Below are 20750 nucleotides of genomic sequence, written 5' to 3'. Positions count from 1 at the left end.
CATGAGCGAGCTTTCTTGTCTCTTTGGGGCATGTCATCTCTGGAAAAAAAACCAAAAATAGCGATCTTTGGGTTGGGGGCCATTTCCATCACCATTGCCCGTGCATTATACAAAACAAAGACTCCCTTCACCATCTTATGCCGCAATGAGGAAAGAAAATCTGACTTATCTAAGAATCCGATTCGTTTTCAATTTCGAACCGATCCGATCGAGACACTCCCCTTTTATGACCTAGCCGAGACAGTTTTAGATACAAAACAGAAATTTGATTTCATTTTCCTTGGGGCCAAAAGCAAGGATTTACAATCAGCAGTCCAATCCATGCTCCCATTTTTGAACAGCGAAGGGAAATTGATTCTCATTCAAAATGGATTCCCAGAAAAGAAGGTAGGCCTTTCCACAAAACAAATCATTGGTGGTGTTGTGGGATGGAATACTCAGAAATTGGCATCTGGTATCTACTTCCAATCGAATGTTGGCGCACTGATTTTAGGTGGTGCCGATGGTACAAAACCATCACCTTACTTCGAAAACATATTGGGTGCTTTCATTCCGACGATACTTACAGACAATTTAGATGGCTTTCGCTGGCACAAATTGGGAATCAACTGTGTGATCAACGGGTTGTCCGCGAGCTGTATGCTGAGTCTTGGTGAACTCATGCTGAATCAAAATGGTAGATCCGCCGGGATAAAAATACTTACAGAGGTAAGACGAGCAATGGAGAAATCGGGCGTCACAGAAGCAGTTGTCCCTGGAAGTATTTCTATCTGTAAATTGGGAGACGGTAAGGGAGCTTTGCCCATTTGGCTTAGGCATCTTTTACTCATGATTCTTGGATTCAAATATTATAAAATCCGAACCAGCATGGTCCAAGATCTCGACCATGGGAGACTCACGGAAATTGAAGATTTGAATGGAGAAACAGTTCGAATATCGAGATCACTTGGTCTTACCGCAAATACCAATGAAGCCGTTTGTCATCGAGTACGAGCCCTCGAACAAAAACAAATTCAGCCCAATGTTTCCTTTCTGAAGGAACTGAATCTGCTTTCGTGATATCCTTATTTTTTCAACCGGTAGCCCGTTTTGAAGATCCACCAAATGAGAAAAGAACAGACTGATAGGAAAAAAAAGATAAACGACAAGCTTGTTCCTATACTAACATCCGATATCTCGTAAAAACTCCAGCGAAAGCCACTGACTAGATACAAAACTGGATTCAACATACAAATTTTTTGCCAGAACGGAGGGAGCATACTTGCTGAATAAAAACTTCCTCCGAGAAAAACCAAGGGAGTGATGACGAGCATAGGAATGATCTGTAATTTTTCAAAACTGTCCGCCCAAATTCCGATGATAAATCCGAACAAACTGAACGACAAAGATGTGAGCACCAAAAACAGAACCATATAAAATGGATGTTTGATGGTAACTGGCACAAATAAGGCAGAAGTTGCTAGCATAATGAGTCCAAGTACTATCGATTTACTCGCCGCTGCGCCAACAAATCCGATCACAATTTCTAACATGGTGATGGGTGCTGAAAGAATTTCATAGATCGTTCCCGTAAATTTCGGGAAGTAGATGCCAAAGGAGGCATTGCCTATGCTTTCTGTCAGCAGGGATAACATAATGAGACCAGGAACAATGAAGGCACCATAAGTTACCCCATCTACCTCTTGGATCCGAGACCCGATCGCTGAGCCAAATACAACAAAGTAAAGGGAGGTAGAAATGACAGGTGAGGCAATGCTCTGCATGAGCGTGCGCCAAGTTCTCTTCATTTCGAATAGGTAAATTGATTTGATGGCGTAAAAATTCATGATTAATCCTTAACCAATTGGACAAAAATTTCTTCTAAGCTACTCTGCGATGTGTCCATATCTTTGAAGGCAATCTTAGCCTTCCTTAAATCATCTAATAATAATGTGATTCCATTTTCTTTACTTTTCGTATCATAAGTATAAAGCAACTGTTCCCCGTTCGAGGACAGTTCTAGTTTGTATTTTTTTAAACTGATCGGAAGCTTTTTTATTGGTTTCACAAGAAGGAGAGAGAGTTGTTTTTTGCCCAATTTCTTCATAAGTGCACTTTTCTCTTCGACTAGTATGATCTCACCTTTGCTCATGACACCTATGCGATCGGCAATCTCTTCCGCCTCTTCAATGTAATGAGTCGTTAGAATGATTGTCACTCCAGAAGCTCTCAAATCACTCACAATTTTCCACATATCCTTTCTGAGTTCTACGTCAACTCCCGCGGTCGGTTCATCTAGAAATAAAATGTTCGGCTGATGGGCTAAAGCTTTTGCGATCAAAACCCTTCGTTTCATACCGCCAGATAATGTCATGATCATGCTATCTTTTTTATCCCATAAGGATAAAGATTTTAAGAGCGACTCTATATAGCCTGCATTAGGTGGCTTTCCAAAAAGTCCTCTCGTAAAATTCACTGTATCGAGTACGGTTTCAAAGGCGTGTACGCTTAACTCTTGAGGTACGAGGCCAATGAGCCTTCTTGTTTGAAGGAAGTCCTGGATGATATCGTGACCTCCTACTTTCACACTACCCGAAGAGGGATTCACAAGACCGCAAATGATAGAAATGAGCGTGGTCTTACCTGCCCCATTGGGCCCAAGTAGGGCCAGAATCTCTCCCTTCCGAATCTCTAAATTGATATCTCGAAGGGCATGAAAGCCATTGGCATACGACTTTGAAAGGGAGTTTATGGAGATGATGGAGGTTTCGTTTGAGGTCTTCATATGGCTTTGAGGATGAGATTAAAAAAATAGAATTAGGTAAGGAATCTCCTCCTTACCTAATAAGGGAACAACTTTAAATCGCAGTTTTACCGCGTTCGTCGTTTCGGATGCGAATCACTTCTTCTATAGGAAGGACAAATATTTTTCCATCACCGATTTTACCATCTCCTGATTTCGCCGACCGCAAAATCGCGTCGATGGTTGGTTTGACAAACTCGTCATTTACCGCGATTTCTAGTCTCACTTTTCTGAGTAAATTGACAGTATATTCATGTCCTCGGAAAACTTCGGTCTTTCCTTTTTGTTGTCCGTAACCTTGCACATCACTTACAGTTAAACGGTATATTTCGTTTTTGGTAAGCTCATTTTTTACTTCTTCTAATTTATGGGGTTGAATGATTGCTACAATTAATTTCATAAATATCTCCTTTAGATATCGTATCCTTTTTCACCATGGATCTCTTGGTCAAGTCCTGCGATTTCCTTTTCTTCATCAATACGGAACCCTATTGTTTTTTCGATCAAATAAGCCAAAACAAAAGAGATTACGAAAGAATAAGCGGCCGTGGAAACTACACTCAAGAATTGGACATACACTTGGGAGCCACGCGTCACACCACTCGCAAGCTCCAATGCAAATACTCCCGTCAATATGGCACCGAAAGCTCCACCGACTCCGTGGATACCAAATGCATCAAGAGTATCATCATAATCGAGCTTGCCTTTTAAATAGATGGCCGCATAACAGATAGGTGATACCAAAAATCCCATGATCAGGGCACCTTCTACACCAACAAATCCAGAAGCCGGCGTAATCACAACAAGTCCGGCAACGATCCCCGAGGCAGCTCCAAGTGCGGTTGCTTTTTTGGTATGTAACCACTCAATGAGTAACCAAGCAGCACCAGCTGCAGCCGGAGCGATCAAGGTCACGACAAAAGCACGAGCCGCAAGGCCATTGACAGCTAGTCCGCTTCCTGCATTGAATCCGAACCATCCAAACCATAATAACCCAGAACCAAGCAATGTATAAGTCATGTTATTTGGATGCGTTAAGGTACCAGGGTCACCCTTTCGCTTGCCGATGACGAGCGCACATGCCAATCCCGCAATACCGGATATCAAATGAACGACTGTCCCACCAGCAAAATCCATGGCACCTAATTTAAACAGCCATCCATCAGCAGCCCACACCCAATGTGCTACAGGATCGTAAACTAACGTTGCCCAAAGGAAAATAAAGACAACATACCCAGATAGTTTGACACGCTCTGCAATCGCGCCTGAAATGAGTGCTGGTGTTATGAGTGCGAACATACCTTGAAATAAGAAATGCACATACTTAGGAATGGTACCTTCTAACGTATCTAAATCGATACCATGTAGGAATGCTAAGTTCAAATCACCAAAATAAGGATTAGAACCGGAAAAGGCAAAACTATATCCCAAAATGGTCCATTGCAGAGTCATTACAAGAATCGCAATGAAGCTGTGCATCATGGTCGAAAGCACGTTTTTAGACTTAACGATTCCGCCGTAAAACAAGGCAAGCCCGGGGATCATAAAGAATACTAACGTGGATGCCACGATCATCCAAACCGTATCCGCCTTATCTAGAGTCGGTGCCGCTTCGGCTACGGGCTCCTCTGCCGATACGAAATGAGGGAATAACATTACTACAAGTAACATCACCCATTTCCAATTCACAAATTTCAACATCTCTCTCTCCTTTTTAGTGCTTTCATCTAATCTATAAAAATTTAATTTTGATTACGGAAAAGTCATCAGTCAATTCAAACTGATTTTCAATATCCGTAACTGTTTGGCTTAGGTTTCCAGAATTTTTTTCAATTAATTTCAAAAAAATCTCATCATCACTATCAATTCGCCTCTCTCCTGACTCAGATTTCCCCACGACCAAATCATCCTTACCATCAGATCCGATGAATAATTCGTCGCCCGATTCAAGCCTAAATCGTTCCACTTTTACCTGCTCACCTTCACCAAGCGTACCAATCTTTCTCGTACGATTTTCATTTAGAATGAATGAGGCTTTGCCATCACGATATAAAACCGCATGGGGATGTTCTGCGTTCACAAAAAACGTTTCACCAGTTTCTTCGTCAAGAAGGGCGATAAAAACTGAAACAAGCATATAGCCTTCAAAGGAATAAAAAACTTCATTGAGTTCACGGAAACTTCTCTCAAGCCATAGAATCGGTGTTATGTTTTTGTCTTCCATGATCAACTGGCTTCTCGTAATGATTGATTTTAATACAACCCCCAAAACAAGCGCCCCACCTGCGCCTTGCATGGATTTTCCCATGGCGTCACCATTCACAATGATAATGTATTTTTTACCTTGGATCGGAATAGAGTCGGCTAAACAAATGTCGCCTCCAAGTTCATTCATAAAATCTCGAAAAATAAACCTCTTATACTGACGTATGTTGAATTCTATTTGAACGCGTTTGCTATCAGCAAGGTTTGAAGCAAGGGGTTCAAGCAAAAGAGAAGTCAAATAATAATCCCCATCTTGTTGGAGTTTCAGTTCATTTATCTTTTTTAGACTTTCGCTCAATTTTAAGTTCTTCTCACTCAGCTGCAAATAAATGGAGGAAATTACTTTGTTTGTGACTAAACATACTAAGATCAGCAAGAGACCGGACAGGACAAAAGAGAATGTAGTGATTTCAACCTGAGAATCGGTGAGAATATTAATTTTCGGAACGATATGAAAATAAACCAAACAGTCCATCGCAAAAAATGTGAGAGAGCTTGCGTAAGCCGAGAACCTACCTCGATTTTGAATCATATCAGTGGAACTGAAAGCAGTGACAATCACATAACCAAGAATTGCCGGCGAATAGGAAACGCCCGTAACAAATACAGATGCACTGATAAATATTATATCTAAGGTTGCCGGAAAATACCAGAGCCGTGCATGGGTATCGTAATAGGCATAATTGGTTTCGATGAGCCAAAGCCACCAAATGGAACTGATAATATGAAGGAGAGAAAATGCGGATAGTATAATGTAACCATTTATGAAAAATGAAAAAAGAAATATGAAACTAAAGACAATGCGAACAATATTTGATCCACGAGAATCTTTTATGTGTTCCTTGGAAGATTTTGTCATAAAAAAATTGAGAAACTATCTCTCTTTTTGCCAGGAATCGTGAAGTACTTTATAAAATGATTCTATAAATTTGTCGATATGACGAGTCCTCCATTCCGGATTCGATTGGATCCCCTCTTCGACATGCAAGACGACGGCACGGATAAAGGACGTCCTGTCTGACTTGGGACTCCCATTTAAGGCTTCAAGAGTCGTGGCGCGTTTGCCGAGCTCTTTTTTGATGGAAGCGGAAATGAGCTGGATGGCTTCTTCTTTCGTAAGTCTAGATTCTCCTATGAGTATCTCCGCGGCTTCTTTTATCAACTCAAGTTGTCTTTCACTGACTCCCAAAATCCTTATTTCTCCTTCCTTTCCGACGAAAAGTGCAATTTAAAAGTGCCTTTCATTATTTATTTCATTTCAAAAGGATGTAAACCGAAAATTGAATAGAGATGAATCGTAACTTCTATTTCGCATTCATTTTAGCCCTTAGTGGGATATCGCTCGAGGCCAAGGCGGTCCTTCAGGTAGCTTATGGGGTAGAAGAAAATCAGCTCATCATCAAAAGTCTCGACTCAACCATCTCTCATTTAGGCGATGCCGACGACCGAAAGCTTTACCAGAGATGTCTGGAGCACTACCTTGAATTCCTGGAACTGAACATGAGACGCAATGATGATGTCTCTTACCAAGAACTAAGACATACACAAAAATTACTCATCCCCCTCTATGATAGCATGCTTTCCAAAAATATTGCCATGCTGAGAAACGAATTGAATCGTTTGGGAAGAGTCTCAAAAGACAAAGAAAAAACTAACACAAAATTTATGCTAAGACTCGGGTTCCGAGACCTCACCGAAGCCGAACAAAAATTAACGATGGCAAGGAATACAAGGCCACAGCTTTATTTATTAAAATTACGTGAGATGCTCTTTGCGTTAAAAATTCTAAAACATGCGGGTCGGTTTGTTGTGGCCCTAGCGCTCCTGCACGAGGCAGATATCGTTCGGGAAGTTGAAGGGAGGTCATTTGAAGAAATCGATAACGAGATAGAAAATTCCTTCTTTCAGGAACAGGAAAAATTTCGCAAAATGCATTGGGATAATTTTTTTAAAGTTTGGAAGGAAGACGGTATCTATACGACAGTCTTAAATGGACAGGTCAAAAGTGAATTGGCCGTTCCGTTGCCAGGCATTGACCCAGCCTATGTGCGAGAGCCTCGGTAAAAAGGATGTTTCTATGTTTAGTTTGATTGTTGCTTTTATCATTTATCTCATCCAAGTCGGCTATTCCCATTTCCCTTGGAATGCGGCACTCGTTTCTGCCTCAAAGTTTGTCTTTTATTGGAATCTCATTTTTGGTAGCATCACCATTTTTTTCTTCTTACTTATGCTTGTGGGACTTACGACCATCCTTTTTAAAGTTCCTTTCATTGGAGTCGGGATCTATCGATTCCATGAGAAAATGAGACAATTGGGAATGGTGACCTTTTTATTTCGTACCTCTTTCCTGTGGGTTTTGTCTAGATCCTTTATCCTGATCGGAAGTTATTTTCTAGCGTTCGAAATGTCCGATAGAACGGATCTGCTCATCGCAAGCCTCGCACTTGTGGTGGCAGGATACCTCATCAAAAAACAAACAGCCAAAGACAGTGGCACACGCATCCACCATCATTTTTCCGTTCAGAATTTTGACCCTCGGACACCCAAGGAAAAAGACGTCACACCCGCAGAACCCATCTCCATTGCAGAAGAAAGGAAATAATTTATCATTCTATGAAAGCACTCTATACATTAAAACGATTTGAAAACATCAGTAACGCCCACATCCAATTGGATCTAAACAAAACAAAATCCTACCTTTGTAAATTTGAGGAAACAAACAAAGTCATGGAAAAGTCCTCCTTACCTATGGACATAGGTAAAATGAGAACCATCGCTGCAAAATCTGCAAATGCGGGAGCCGAGATTTGTGGGATCTGTGTGGGCAAGTTGTATGCTAACGCAGATTAATCTGTAATGCGATAACAGAAGCGTTTCCCTATGTTTTTGCGGGAAACCACAAGGGACCAACTGCCGCAAAAAGCACAAAAAGATTAAAGATCGCATTCGAAGAATTCCCAGACGCAATAGAACCAGCGCTATCTAACACGAACCAGGCTAAGATGCCAAATACGACGGATTTCCTAACCTCTTCTGGAGCTTTATCATACGCGAGTTTGGATAACATCCAAATGGTGATCCCCCAACCGAACAAAAAGCCTCCCGTGAGGGCAGAGAGGAATTTGGTATCAGGCGAAACATAAGTCGTCATACCATCAAGTGGCCAACTGAGAAGATCTAATGTGAGCCGAGCAGGTTCGAGTGTGGCATCCATAGTACCCAAAAAGAAAATCGGACCAAACGAACCGATGATGATCGCAGAAATTTTCAAATAGAATTTATGAAATTGTTTCGACATTTGTTTTTATCCTTCTTATGCCTTTATTTTATTTTTCACTGAAGCGTTGAGGGGAGGAAGAGGCAATCGCAATCAGACCTGAAAGATAAAAAAGCATGTACGGAAGCGTACAAAAATTCACTTAGCAATACTCTCGAGTAAGGATTTTAAATTTGAGAAGTATGTGATCAACCAGCCTCTCTCCAAATTTTTAGGATTAATTTGTAGATAAAAGTTTTCTAGAGCCAATTGGAAAATCCCTGCTAACTGGTCTTCTCCCAAATTTAATTTTAAATTCTCCTTCCAAAGTTTTAAAAAAGGTGCCGCGACCATCGCATTTGATTTTAAGATTATCTCTTCAAATTTAACATCTATACGATGGATCCGAAGTTGTTTGTTAAATAGAAGGTCTATTTTGTGTTCGACTAAGATATCTATTAGATCAGGATCGATCGATTTCGCAATGGTTTCTTTTTCCGCAATGATGAAACAGTTTTGTAAATGCAATTCGAACAAAAATCCAAAGTAATTTTCTAGATCAATGAATTGTTGATAAAATGAGGATTTACTCTTTCCGACTAATTTGGCCAATCGTTCAATTTTTAATTGTTCAAAACCATTTCTCGCACAAAAATCATAGCCAACGTGGATCCATACTTCCTTTGCTAGTTTCATAAATCCTTATTTCAATCCATGCAGTTCTCAAATTAGACATCCATGAAAGAAATTTCCTCCGTTAAAGCCTTCTAAATTTTAAGTCTTGCCAAGAATTCTATTTGTGAAGCCATCATCGTTTTATGAACAAGACGTTAGCATCCAAATTCCAACTGAAACTCCTTTCGGTGGTTCTTGCCCTTTTCCCAATCTCTGCCCTTCTCCCTTGTGATCGCTACGATGCCATACCCTTTAAAAAAGGGGACCATTCCTCAAAAGATACCTCCTTTCTAGAATTCAAAACAAAACTGGAAAAGGCCATTCAAACAAAGGATGTTCAATTCATCGCATCGATTTCCGATCCTGAGATTTCTTTTGCCTTTGAAGAAGGGAGCATGGGTAAAAAGAAATTTTTAAAGTCTTGGAATTTGGATAAAAATCCAAAAGTTTCTCTTTTTTGGGAAGAATTTGCAAAGATGATTCCATTAGGTTATGCGGTAGATAACGATGGTTTATGGACAGTGCCCTATTTTTTTAGCAATCATCCGGACACCATCGATCCTTACTCGGACTCACTCGTCATTGGAGAGCGAGTGAACATCAGAGAATTGCCAGACAAAAACGCAAAAGTATTAACACAAATCAGCTGGGAGTTTGTTAAAAATATCTATGACCAGACGAGTGGACAGGAAAAGAAAAAAGCAGGCGAGCCTTGCATCTGGAAAAAAGTTTGCCTCCCCTCAGGCCAAATCGGCTATGTCTGTGACCAATATTTGAGAAGCCCTTTTTCCTATCGCGCTGGGTTTTTAAAGAAACAAAACAAATGGCAGATGGTCTTTTTTACCACAGGTTCTGATTGATGTTTGATTTTAACAAAACGTACGCTTTTATTCCTTGTCAGGCGGAATCGCCGTACGCTAGGGTGAGACACGCAAACGAAATATTAGGTGCCTATATGAAAACAATCACGAACAGTCTTCTCTTCCTCCTTGTCCTCTTCCAGATACTCTCTTGCCAAAAGAGCAAATCCAATGATTCCTCGAGCTTCCTACTACCTTTGCTGTTTAGTTCAGCTATTAGCTCTAGTTCTAGCTCAAGCACGGGATCGACGACTACTGCAGATACAACCTTTTATGTGAGCACTTCCGGAAATGATTCTAACGCGGGTACAGCGACGAGCCCACTTCTGACCATCTCTCAAGCCCTATCAAAATCAGGAGCAACTCGGGTCAATGTTGCTGGCGGAACGTATTCTATCTCTTCTGCACTCCTTGTAACGACGGTTTCCCTATACGGAGGTTACAGCTCTGATTTTAGCAGCCGAAGCATCACATCCAATGTAACAAGAATCACGACTTCTTCCTATCCTGGTATCTACCTTTCTGGGACTGCCACTGTAGACGGTTTTACGATCACTGCTGCCAGCACAACCTCTACTGCTGCAGCCGTTACGATAACAAGTGGTAGCCCTACCGTTTCCAATAATACCCTCACCGGACGAAACGGAATCCTCATCAGTGGAAGTAATTTCGGAACAGTCACCATCTCTAACAATACCATCACAGGTGGTTCTGCGAGTATCTCCGATGGGATTTACCTTTTAAGCTTCACTGCGGGAGCTACCCTACAACTGAACAATAACACGATTTCTGGAAGCTCAGGCACTCCCACATATTCTTACGGATTGGAGATCAGCTCTCTCATTGATGGAACTGCATCTTCCCGTATCACCATCAATATCAAAGGAGGAACGATCGATGGTCGTAACTCATCTTCCAATTCTTTTGGTATTTATGGATACCTCTTCAGCTATGTAGATCTCAATATTACTGACAGTGCCACGATCAAAACAGGAACCTCCTCGGATAGCACTTCAACAGCGGCAGCGGTCTATTTGACAAATAGCACCAATTCGACGGTTACTGTGACGAATTCCACCCTTCTCGGTGGCAGTGGTGGTTCTAGCAGTACGACCTATGGGGCCTCAGGCATCTATTGGAACAATTCTTCCCCTTCCACAAACACGCTGACAGCCACAGGAAATACGATTTATGGAGGATCAGGAGGTGCAGGCGTATACGGTATGGCTACGATCGCGGGCAATATGACAGCCACTGGCAATACGATCTTCGCTGGTGGAAATTCCTCTACTTCACTTTCGAAGGGGATCGTGGATTCCTCCACTGGCACGGTGTTGGTTAACAATAACATCATCTATGGTGGCAATGGCACCCAAGCAATCGGGATCAATCCAAATTCCAGCATCGTAGCAAAACTCTATAATAACACCATCGTCGCCGGAACAAGAGCTGCACAAACCACTGTGGAAGGCATTTTAGTCGGAGGCAGTGCCACTCCCGACATCCAGAACAACATCATTTATGTGACTGATGTGAGCGCGACCAAGTATTGCATCGCAGAACTATCTACAGGTTCCGATCCATTGGTCATCAAAAATAACACCCTCTTTGGCTGCACAACCAATTCCTACTATAACGAAGGAACTACGCCGGTAACTACCGTCGGCAATATGGAAGCCCTAAATGGAAACTATACGGGCAACATCATTCTAAATCCTACCTTTACCGACGTAGACGGAACCGACGATGATATCACGACCTACTCAGACAACGATCTCACCCTTGGCGTTACCGTCGGGAACGATGTTCGCTATGGCGGAAGAGATTTGAGTGCGACCTTTACCACAGATAAAGCAGGCACCACAAGGACGACGACCCCAGATACGGCATCAAACACAGGTCATGCGGGCTGGTCCATGGGAGCCTTAGAAAAAGATTAAGGATTCGATCCACTGCTTGTTGCTAGGTTTCAGAGTAGGGAACTTAGCTGCAGGCCTGCGCACGCCTACTGCGTGCTCGCCCATTTCGCGAACAGCTGTTTCCAATAAGGTACTATTGGGTTCGCTCAGTTTGATACGTGTACATAAAAAAAGCCAACCTTGCGGTCGGCTTTTTGTTAGGTTATGAGTGCTAACCCGGCAACTTCCTACTCTCCCATTGAGCGAACCCAATAGTACCATCGGCGATGAGAAGCTTGACTTCCGTGTTCGGAATGGGAACGGGTATGGCCTTCTCTCCATAATCACCAGGAGTAATTACCATCTTCCTGGTGAAGTCTCGAATGTCAAATATTTTTACATTCCAATGTCGTATGTGACGCCAAATTTAAAGCCCGAAAGTTTGATCCGTTCCTCATTGCTCAGAGCAAGGTACTGGCCAACAGTGGCGAGTTCGTTAAGACCACTCGTTCCCAAAACAAAAGCGGAGACAGACTCGCCTTTCGTTTGGATTCTTTCTTGGTCCAGGGAGGCAAACAGTCGCAATTTTGGAATGATTTGGTAGGTAGCACCAAGAGTCACTTTTTGAGAACTGAAGGTATAAGCTCCGTTCGCATAGGCGTAGGAAGAACCGCCAGTCGAAAGAGTGATCAATTCGTTTTCATAGGAGCCTTTGCTACGATAGAGAAAGGGACCGTAGATTAAAAAATCGGCGAAGAAGGTGACATCGGGATTAAAATCATACTCGAATCCGACTCCAAGGAGTCCAGAAATCGCCGTTGTGGTGATTCCTTGCGTTCCAAAAAAAGAAGGGCTGCCTAGACCAAGATAGGTTCCATCAAATCTTTGGTCCATTTTTCGAATCACGTATTTCGGTAAAATGCGAAACGAAGGGGCAACCGCAAGCGTGACTCCGGCACTGATGTCCTCGTATCCCAGTCTTCCCTGGCCTTCTTTCAAGCCCACGCCCACGGGATAATAAGATTTCCATTGGTAATCGCGTCCGAAAGAGTTTAGGTGCAGTCCGAAAAATACATTTGATAAGAGGCCTCCACCTAGGCTATGGAAGTATTCCGCTCCGAGATTATTGATCAAATCCAGACCACGCGCATTGCGATAGTCTTCATTGACCTGCGCGCCAAAAAAATCTGCGAACGTGTTTCTTTTTTCTATGTCGGTTTTCATCGTTCCATAAAAAAAGCCACCTTTGAGACGTAAGGTGCTTCCTTCAACTTTTCCTTGCGCCGAAAGTCCAGTGAAAATAGAAGAAACTGCCAAGAGGATAAATAAAATTAAATTTCTGTACGTCATTGTTACCATACCTATATGACTTGACCTTCTTGCAAAGCAGCCAAAGTAGACAAGAATTTTTTGCAGTGCGCCATAAAAAATCCCACCTTTTGACACAAATTAGATTGAATCGCTTACGATATCTGTTTTACTAATCGAATCCAATCCTGATTGGATCTGTGAACACGCTTTAAGAGGAATCGGTACATGAATTTAGATTGGTTAGAGTGGTCCTACCATTCCGTCGGAGTTTTCGCTGCGTACATCATTATCCTCATCATGAGTGTCTTTCTCATTACCAAGAAGGACAAAACGCCGCCTACCTGGTGGCTAGCTGCCATGTTTGCTGGTTATAGTTTCATGTTACTCGGTTACATCATCGCCTACTCTGTCAATGCACCTTGGGGAGCTTACCATCGCTTCGTCACGATGTGTGCTCTTTTTGGCAATGCGGGTATGATTGGCTTTGTTTACACATTTCCACGATTGGACCAAGAGAAAGAGGCAAAAATCGCCATTCCTTTCTTTCTCACAATTCTATTTTTCGGTTATCTGGAATTCATCTATACGGGTTCCAAGATGGAGCATATTTTTAATTATACGGCGCATTTTTATACATTTGATTACGGAGCACAACATGCGTTCCTACTTTTAATCACACAATTATTTCCCTTAAGTGTGATCATCAGAAAGACCATTCGTTATTCCGAATATGATGGTTTTTTTTCTAAATGGTTAAACAAACCAAACAGTGCATCCGAATATCCGATGTATTTGTTTTCCAAATTTTTAGTCGGCTGGATTAAATTCATCAATCCCAAAGGCAAAGATGCACATGCTTGTAAAAGTTTTTCAAAAGCGATCATCATCTTTCTTATCGTTGCCGTAACAAATGTACTAAACAAATCGGGCATCATATCATATGATCTATATGCGTTTATTTATGCCAATGTCACTTTGATCATCTGCTTTTATTTCATGATCACATACATTAACAATTCACCAGAACCAACATCGTTTATGGTAAAATTGGTTGGTGTAAGTTTGGTTACAGTACTACTCGTGCTTGGATTTGTGGGGAATCTCACATTAACCTTAAGCGAGGAAGAGTATGATGTCCAAAAAAAGGCAGAAATATTAGGGTCTAAGACCGCCATCCTCGAAAAAAAATACAGCGACATTTCAGATGACATAGAGTATGTCATGGTAAAACCAGTAAGCGCTGATGTATTCAATGACGATCTGAAAATCGAATTCAATCGACATCCAGACCATTTCCAGCTAGCAGAAGTTAAAAAAGAAATCGCAGCTAGCAAAAAAACACTTTTAAAGGAAACCATCGCAAAGATTCAAAAAGAAAACAAAAAGAATGAATCTACGCAGATTTCTGATGATATGCTGGAAGCGGAAGCTTTGGATCGTTTTAAAAAAACACGGCAGTATCAAAATGTAGAAAGCAAATACAAACAAAATCTGACGCGTTTGTATCGAACGGCAGGTCTTCGGTATACTCATTTTGATTTTACGAAAGATGATAAAAAATATGAAATCGGATTTTCTTATGATGAGTATCGTAAACATACGAATGAAAATGCTGTAAAACTAATATTAACCATTCTATTTACATCCATCTTGATTCTCATCATCTTCCCTCGATTCTTTCTCTCAAGTCTTGTAAAACCGCTAAACAATCTGCTCGAGGGTGTGACGAAAGTAAATGAAGGGAATCTGGACATTCAAGTTCCGATCAAAGTACAAGATGAAATCGGTTTCTTAGCGAGTTCTTTCAACTCAATGGTAGAGTCGATCAAACAAGCCAGAAAGGAACTTGAAGACTATGCAGAAAATTTAGAAGAGAAAGTTAAAATACGGACAAAAGAAGTACAAGAGAAAATGGAGGAAGTGCAGAAGTTAAAAATTCAACAAGATGGAGATTACTTCTTAACATCACTCTTAGCGAAACCATTATTCTATAATGCGAATAAATCTAAGCTCGTCCCTACAGAATTTTTCATCCGTCAAAAAAAGAAATTTGAGTTCAAAAATAAATCTGCGGATCTCGGTGGAGATATTTGCATTACAGGAACTCTAAAATTTGGTAAACCTGATGATTTTAAGGTTTATGTATTGGCGATGAACGGTGATGCCATGGGTAAATCCATGCAGGGAGCTGGTGGATCTCTCGTAATGGGAGTCGTTTTTAACGCGATCATGTCTCGTTCCGCTTCCAATAAAAAAGTTCTAGATATGAATCCAGAAGATTGGTTAACGGATGTCTATCATGAAGTGGACTCCGTTTTTAAATCTTTTAACGGAACGATGGTGATTTCAGCAACAGTCGTTCTCATTGAAGAAAAATCAGGTGAGATGCTTTATTTCAACGCAGAACATCCCGCTACGATTTTATATCGTGATGGGAAAGCCAGTTTTATCGAACAAGAGTTACTCTTACGTAAACTTGGTCAGGAATCAGAATTCAAATTTAAGGTTTATAAATACCAACTGATGCCAGGAGATGTGGTCATACTCGGATCCGATGGACGGGATGACATTGATCTAACACCAGAAGCTGAAATTCGAACCATCAATGAAGATGAATTTGCCATTTTAAAAATCGTTGAGGATACAAATGCCAATATTTTTGAATTTGAGGACGTTTTAAAATCGCAAGGAACAATTACAGATGACTTGTCATTTTTACGTTTGGATTTTCAACCTCAATCCGTCTCTGAGGAAATTCAGAACATCCAGGAGCAACCCATCAGTTCCAAGTTTGAAGAACAAGAGCTGGAAATACGGGATGACGACGATTTACAAGGTTTAGACCTTACGGAAGTATACCAGCAGAGCAAACGTTTGTATAGAGAAGGACAGGTAAATGAAGCGTTAAATGTTCTGATGAAAGCGCACTCTATTGAACCTAACAATCAAAAGTTAAATAAATTATTGGGACTTATGAGCTTTAAAGGAAAGGATTATGCGAAAGCTGTCGATATTCTAAGTCAATATTTACAAATGGATCCTGATACGGAAGAAATGTGGTATTATCTATCTCTTTCACAAAAGAAAATGGGTAGGTATCTGTCTTCACTTGAGGCTTCGAAACGAGTCTATCAGTTACACCCAGATAACATAAACAATCTCGTCAACTTATCCGACCTTAACCGCTTAACGGGAAAATATGAGGAAGCAAGAAAATTTTCCGAGAGAGCGCTAGAAATAGACCCAGAAAACCAAAACGCGAAAAAGATTTTGCGGTATTTAGAAAAAGTATAGGGAAAAGAAATCGGGGCAGTTCTTCTCTTAACCGAGCCGAATCTTGTCCCGTACTTTCCGTGCCTTCTCCCTGGCCTCATCGATCGATTTGCCCAGTGCCAGTGCGACGCCCATACGTCTCTTTCCATTTACTTCTGGTTTTCCAAAAAGTCTCAGGTCTACATCGGTATCATTCAGAGCCTCTGCGACTCCATGGTACGTTGGATCTTTTGAATCTCCCGAAATTAAAATGGCAGCGGATGCCGAAGCTTTTTGCGTGTGGATGGTAGGAAGCGGCAGACCTAACAAGGCACGCACGTGCAGGGAAAATTCAGAAACATTTTGACTCACTAAGGTAACAAGCCCCGTATCGTGGGGCCTTGGAGATACCTCACTAAAAAAAACTTCATCTCCCTTCACAAACAATTCTACACCAAAGAGACCATAACCGCCAAGACCAGTAGTCACCTTCTCTGCAATTTCTTTTGCCGCTTCCAAGGATTTTTCACTCATTGGTTGTGGCATCCAAGATTCCACATAATCACCATTGATCTGTTTGTGGCCAATAGGAGATAAAAACGTAGTACCATGTTTATGGCGAATTGTTAGTAAGGTAATTTCGAAGTCGAAAGGAATAAATTCTTCAATGATCATCCGGCCTTTACCGGCTCTGCCCCCAGATTGACCGTATTCCCAAGCGGCACTGATCTCATCCCGGTTTCGAATGAGACTTTGACCTTTCCCCGACGAACTCATGATAGGTTTTACGACGCAAGGAATGCCAATTGCTTCGATGGATTTTTTAAAATCATCTAGTGTGTCTGCAAATCGGTATTTCGATGTTTTTAAAGCAAGCTCCTCACTGGCAAATGTGCGAATCCCTTCTCGATTCATGGTTAGATTTACTGCCTTTGCGCTCGGGACAATCCTAAATCCTTCGGTTTCTAGCTTAACCAGTGTTTGTGTATGGATCGCCTCAATTTCAGGAACGATGAAATCGGGCTTGATTTCTCGCAATGTTTTCTCTAAAATTTCTGGATTGAGCATGTCGATCACTCGAAATTCGTGAGCAATTTGCATAGCCGGCGCATTTTCATACCTGTCGATGGCGATGAGATGAATGCCCATCCTTTGGGCTTCAATAGCCACTTCCTTTCCAAGTTCACCAGAGCCAAGGAGCACAAGTTTAGTAGCAGACGGAGTGAAGGGTGTCCCAAATTTTTCCATTGCCTAACAAAAAAATCAAAGCAATGATAATTACAATCGAATTTCAAGGCTCCTTGGAATTTGAAATACGGTTAAATACCTCCTTTTCTTCTCCGCTGTTCTGAAATTAAATTTAACGATTCTAAAACGTAAAATTTGTTTCCAGGGAGGAGATCGAATCTGTATGATTGCTAAACATGAAACAAGCATTGGTTATCGGTGGGACTTCTGATATCGGCCGTGAGATCGCACTAGGTCTTGCCAAAAGAGGTTTTAACCTCTACTTGACTGGTAGAAACTTAGAACTTTTAGCTGAGTTCAAAAACGAATGCGACAAAATAGGAAAATCAAAGACAGCAAGCATCTTCCTCGATGTTACAGATTTTAAAAGCCACATATCATTTTATGATTCTTTTGAGACCAAACCATCGTTAGTTTTTATATGCGCAGGATATTATGAAGACCAAAAGGCCGCAAGAGAAAATCAAGACGAACTTCTAAGAACCATTCAAGTGAATTATTCTGGATTGCTTTCCCTCATCAATATTATTTCCAATGATTTTGAAAACAGAAAGGAAGGTTCCATTATTGTTCTCAGTTCTGTCGCCGGAGAAAGAGGAAGGCAATTAAATTATATCTATGGAAGTGCCAAGGCAGGCTTAACCGTTTACCTTTCTGGTTTACGTAATCGGCTTTCTAAGTCCAATGTAAGCATCACGACCATTCTTCTTGGACCTGTTTATACAAAAATGTCTGCGGGTCATAACTTACTCCCCATATTGACCTTAAAGCCCAAGGTTGCGGCTGAAAAAATCATCCGAGCAGGACTGGCCAAAAAAAATTCCGTCTACATCTACTGGCCTTGGCGGTATATCATGTTAATCATTAAGCTCATTCCAGAATTTCTATTTAAAAGATTGCCTCCTTTTTAAAATTCGCATACGCCTCTTCTCCTTTAAAGCAATGGAAAGAATAGAATACAATGAAATTCGAAATCGATCCTCAAAATCTGGAATTCTAGATAAATAAGTTTTGCATAAACAAAGAATATGTGTATTTTGTGAGTCTACGAAATGGCACCCTCTCAAACCACCATTCTAATCGTCGAAGATGACGTCCTCATTGGCATTGCGAAAATGACTTTTCTTAAAAGTGAGGGATTTGTTGTGATACATGTAACTTCTGGAGAGGAAGCTATAACAATCATTAGAGAAGGCAAACATAATATCGGCCTTATTTTAATGGACATTGACCTCGGTAAAAATCGGATGAAAGGGACAGAAGCCGCAAGAATCATACTGAAAGACTTTGAGAAACCATTGGTTTTTCTTTCTTCTCATTTAGAAAGAGAAATCGTTGAGCTTACCGAAAATATCACATCTTACGGCTACATAGTTAAGAATTCGGGAAACACTGTCCTCTTGGCATCGATTAAAATGGCACTGAAATTATACGATAGCAACCGAAAGCTACAAGAAAAAGAAACCAATCTCCAATTATCGCAGCAAGTGGCGAAATTAGGCCACTGGAAATGGAATCTTGCTACTGGTTATATAGATTGGTCTCTTGAACTTTATAGAATCTTTGGCTTCCCTAGCGATACGAAACTTTCGCCTGAGGAAATTTTAAAACAAAGTGTACATCCAGAAGATTTATCTTTAGTAATCAATGTCATTTTTGATACAGCAAACAAATCACACCAGCAGAAGGAATTTCGTATCATCAAAAAAGACGGTTCCGTGCGAACCATATTATCCACATTAGGTGAATCTAGGTCAAATGAAGCCGGAGTCACGGACCAAATGTTTGGCGTTATGCAAGATGTCACAGAAAATAAAATTGCTGAAGAAAATAATATTTTTTTGGCAAATTTATTAGAAAATTTGATCGATGCGGTCATAAGTACGGACCTGAATTTTGTGATCACTAGCTGGAATCGAGGTGCCGAGAGAATCTATGGATTCAAAGCAGAGGAAGCGATAGGCAAGACAACAACTGAAATATTAAGAGCCGTTTTTTACGAAGGCCATCTGGATGATGTAAGGATTCAGTATGATAAAAATAACAGATGGATTGGTGAAGTAATCCATTACACAAAACAAGGTAAAAAATTAAATATCTATGGTTCGGTGGCAAAGTTATATGATCGAAATGGAAATCATATTGGCGCGGTAAGTATCAATCATGATATTACAGAGAAAAAAGAAATTGAAGAAAAAATAATAAAAAATGAAAGAAAGCTCAAGGAAGCACAGAGAATCAGCCATGTAGGAAGCTGGGATTGGGATGTCAAAGAAGGAATTGTAAATTGGTCCGATGAAGTTTTTGAGATCTTTGGAATTGCAAGAGAAAACTTCGACAATACTTTAGAAATGTCCATCCAATTCTATCATCCAGATGATATCGATTATGTGAAAGAGATGACAGAAAAAGCAGTTAAGGATAAAAAACAATACCCATTAGATGTTCGAATTATTCGCCCAAATGGTGAAATAAGGTATATTTATGCGCAGGGCGAAATGCAATTCGATGAACATGATCAGTTGATTCACATGACAGGGACCTATTTGGATATAACCGAAAGGAAATTAGCTGAAATCAAAATTAAAGAACTACTAAACGAGAAGGAAATATTACTCGAAGAAGTTCATCATCGCATCAAAAATAATATGCAATCGATTAACGGTCTACTTCAGATAAAAAGTAATTCCATTAACGATGAAAAGGTTACTTCGATTTTACAACAGACAATCAATCAGGTCGAAGGGATGGGGATGCTTTATGATCGATTGTATAGAACGGAAAATTTTTCAAATGTGAATGTTCGTGAATATTTTAGCGAATTGATTGAAAATATCTTAAAGGTGAGCGTGCTACCTAAAGATCTTAGACTCGAATTAGAACTAGATGATTTTAGTTTGAAATCAGAACTGGTATTTCCTTTATGCATCATCGTAAACGAAGTCCTCTCAAATGCAATCAAGTATGCCTTTAAAGAAAATCAGGAAAATTTTTTAAGCGTAAAGATGTTCGCAAACGATTCCTTCCTCGTCTTAGAGATTCAAGATTCTGGGAATGGTTTTGTTCCAGAATTTGTATCTAGCTCTAAAAAAAACTTTGGGCTAAAGTTAATTTTAATGCTTTCTGAACAAATGCAAGCCATCTACAAATTCGATTTTTCAAATGGTACAAAATTTATTCTCGAAATTCCTATCTGAAGATTT

General features: G+C 40.6%; 19 protein-coding genes and 1 rRNA gene. 9 read left to right on the top strand and 11 right to left on the bottom strand.

Translation table 11 applies throughout. The features are described 5' to 3' along the window. Positions 1-30 precede the first annotated feature (30 nt). The gene (locus EHQ58_RS10805) at positions 31-1059 is read left to right on the top strand and encodes a ketopantoate reductase family protein (protein ID WP_135623907.1); all 1029 of its coding nucleotides are present in this window, start codon (positions 31-33) and stop codon (positions 1057-1059) included. 5 nt (positions 1060-1064) lie between these two features. On the opposite strand, the gene EHQ58_RS10800 is transcribed toward EHQ58_RS10805, so the two are convergent. The 6 genes from EHQ58_RS10800 to EHQ58_RS10775 form a co-directional block, all read right to left on the bottom strand. Next, positions 1065-1826, bottom strand: coding sequence for an ABC transporter permease (locus EHQ58_RS10800; protein WP_135623906.1), 762 nt, complete (start codon positions 1824-1826; stop codon positions 1065-1067). A 2-nt stretch (positions 1827-1828) separates the two neighbouring features. Further along, positions 1829-2764: an ABC transporter ATP-binding protein gene (locus EHQ58_RS10795; protein ID WP_135623905.1), complete on the bottom strand. Its 936-nt coding sequence runs from the start codon at positions 2762-2764 to the stop codon at positions 1829-1831. Positions 2765-2837: 73 nt separating this feature from the next. Further along, entirely contained in the window at positions 2838-3182 is a 345-nt protein-coding gene (locus tag EHQ58_RS10790; RefSeq protein ID WP_135623904.1) for a P-II family nitrogen regulator, read from the bottom strand. Positions 3183-3193: 11 nt separating this feature from the next. Next, complete coding sequence (locus tag EHQ58_RS10785) at positions 3194-4471, bottom strand: ammonium transporter (protein ID WP_210412815.1); 1278 nt, start codon at positions 4469-4471, stop codon at positions 3194-3196. A gap of 43 nt (positions 4472-4514) precedes the next feature. Further along, positions 4515-5906 carry a PP2C family protein-serine/threonine phosphatase gene (locus EHQ58_RS10780; RefSeq protein ID WP_135623902.1) on the bottom strand — a complete coding sequence of 464 codons (1392 nt, stop codon included), beginning with the start codon at positions 5904-5906 and terminating at the stop codon, positions 4515-4517. Positions 5907-5921: 15 nt separating this feature from the next. Beyond that, complete coding sequence (locus EHQ58_RS10775; RefSeq protein ID WP_135623901.1) at positions 5922-6236, bottom strand: hypothetical protein; 315 nt, start codon at positions 6234-6236, stop codon at positions 5922-5924. A 101-nt stretch (positions 6237-6337) separates the two neighbouring features. On the opposite strand from EHQ58_RS10775, the gene EHQ58_RS10770 reads away from it, so the two are divergent. Genes EHQ58_RS10770 through EHQ58_RS10760 form a run of 3 tightly spaced genes read left to right on the top strand, consistent with a single transcriptional unit; the run spans position 6338 to position 7897 of the window. Further along, complete coding sequence (locus EHQ58_RS10770) at positions 6338-7111, top strand: adhesin OmpL37 family surface protein (RefSeq protein ID WP_135623900.1); 774 nt, start codon at positions 6338-6340, stop codon at positions 7109-7111. Positions 7112-7124: 13 nt separating this feature from the next. After that, a complete protein-coding gene (locus EHQ58_RS10765) occupies positions 7125-7649 on the top strand; it encodes a hypothetical protein (protein ID WP_135623899.1) in 525 nt (174 codons plus the stop codon). A gap of 11 nt (positions 7650-7660) precedes the next feature. After that, on the top strand, positions 7661-7897 hold the full coding sequence (locus EHQ58_RS10760) for a hypothetical protein (protein WP_135623898.1): 237 nt from the start codon (positions 7661-7663) through the stop codon (positions 7895-7897). A gap of 28 nt (positions 7898-7925) precedes the next feature. Here EHQ58_RS10760 and EHQ58_RS10755 read toward each other — a convergent pair whose 3' ends face one another. Together EHQ58_RS10755 and EHQ58_RS10750 are read right to left on the bottom strand one after the other, a co-directional pair. Then, on the bottom strand, positions 7926-8345 hold the full coding sequence (locus tag EHQ58_RS10755) for a hypothetical protein (RefSeq protein WP_135623897.1): 420 nt from the start codon (positions 8343-8345) through the stop codon (positions 7926-7928). Between the two features lie 117 nt (positions 8346-8462). After that, on the bottom strand, positions 8463-8999 hold the full coding sequence (locus tag EHQ58_RS10750) for a TetR/AcrR family transcriptional regulator (RefSeq protein WP_135623896.1): 537 nt from the start codon (positions 8997-8999) through the stop codon (positions 8463-8465). Positions 9000-9121: 122 nt separating this feature from the next. Here EHQ58_RS10750 and EHQ58_RS10745 point away from each other — a divergent pair, with 122 nt between their 5' ends. Then, positions 9122-9838: an SH3 domain-containing protein gene (locus tag EHQ58_RS10745; RefSeq protein WP_135623895.1), complete on the top strand. Its 717-nt coding sequence runs from the start codon at positions 9122-9124 to the stop codon at positions 9836-9838. 95 nt (positions 9839-9933) lie between these two features. Then, positions 9934-11778 (top strand): beta strand repeat-containing protein, encoded by a 1845-nt coding sequence (locus tag EHQ58_RS10740; RefSeq protein WP_167883610.1) that lies wholly within the window; start codon positions 9934-9936, stop codon positions 11776-11778. A gap of 193 nt (positions 11779-11971) precedes the next feature. Here EHQ58_RS10740 and rrf read toward each other — a convergent pair. Continuing rightward, a 5S ribosomal RNA gene (rrf, locus tag EHQ58_RS10735) occupies positions 11972-12088 on the bottom strand. Positions 12089-12132: 44 nt separating this feature from the next. After that, on the bottom strand, positions 12133-13086 hold the full coding sequence (locus EHQ58_RS10730; RefSeq protein ID WP_135623893.1) for a hypothetical protein: 954 nt from the start codon (positions 13084-13086) through the stop codon (positions 12133-12135). Between the two features lie 186 nt (positions 13087-13272). Between EHQ58_RS10730 and EHQ58_RS10725 the strand changes: the two genes are divergently transcribed. Continuing rightward, complete coding sequence (locus tag EHQ58_RS10725; RefSeq protein WP_135623892.1) at positions 13273-16341, top strand: SpoIIE family protein phosphatase; 3069 nt, start codon at positions 13273-13275, stop codon at positions 16339-16341. 27 nt (positions 16342-16368) lie between these two features. Here EHQ58_RS10725 and purT read toward each other — a convergent pair whose 3' ends face one another. Next, positions 16369-17547 carry a formate-dependent phosphoribosylglycinamide formyltransferase gene (gene purT / locus EHQ58_RS10720; protein WP_135623891.1) on the bottom strand — a complete coding sequence of 393 codons (1179 nt, stop codon included), beginning with the start codon at positions 17545-17547 and terminating at the stop codon, positions 16369-16371. A gap of 176 nt (positions 17548-17723) precedes the next feature. Between purT and EHQ58_RS10715 the strand changes: the two genes are divergently transcribed. Together EHQ58_RS10715 and EHQ58_RS10710 are read left to right on the top strand one after the other, a co-directional pair. Further along, the gene (locus EHQ58_RS10715; RefSeq protein WP_135623890.1) at positions 17724-18458 is read left to right on the top strand and encodes an SDR family NAD(P)-dependent oxidoreductase; all 735 of its coding nucleotides are present in this window, start codon (positions 17724-17726) and stop codon (positions 18456-18458) included. Positions 18459-18599: 141 nt separating this feature from the next. Then, positions 18600-20744 carry a PAS domain S-box protein gene (locus EHQ58_RS10710; RefSeq protein ID WP_135623889.1) on the top strand — a complete coding sequence of 715 codons (2145 nt, stop codon included), beginning with the start codon at positions 18600-18602 and terminating at the stop codon, positions 20742-20744. Positions 20745-20750: the final 6 nt, after the last annotated feature.

It is taken from the genome of Leptospira ognonensis (assembly GCF_004770745.1).
GTDB lineage: Bacteria > Spirochaetota > Leptospiria > Leptospirales > Leptospiraceae > Leptospira_A > Leptospira_A ognonensis.
This window is presented reverse-complemented; position numbering and strand designations above follow the sequence as displayed.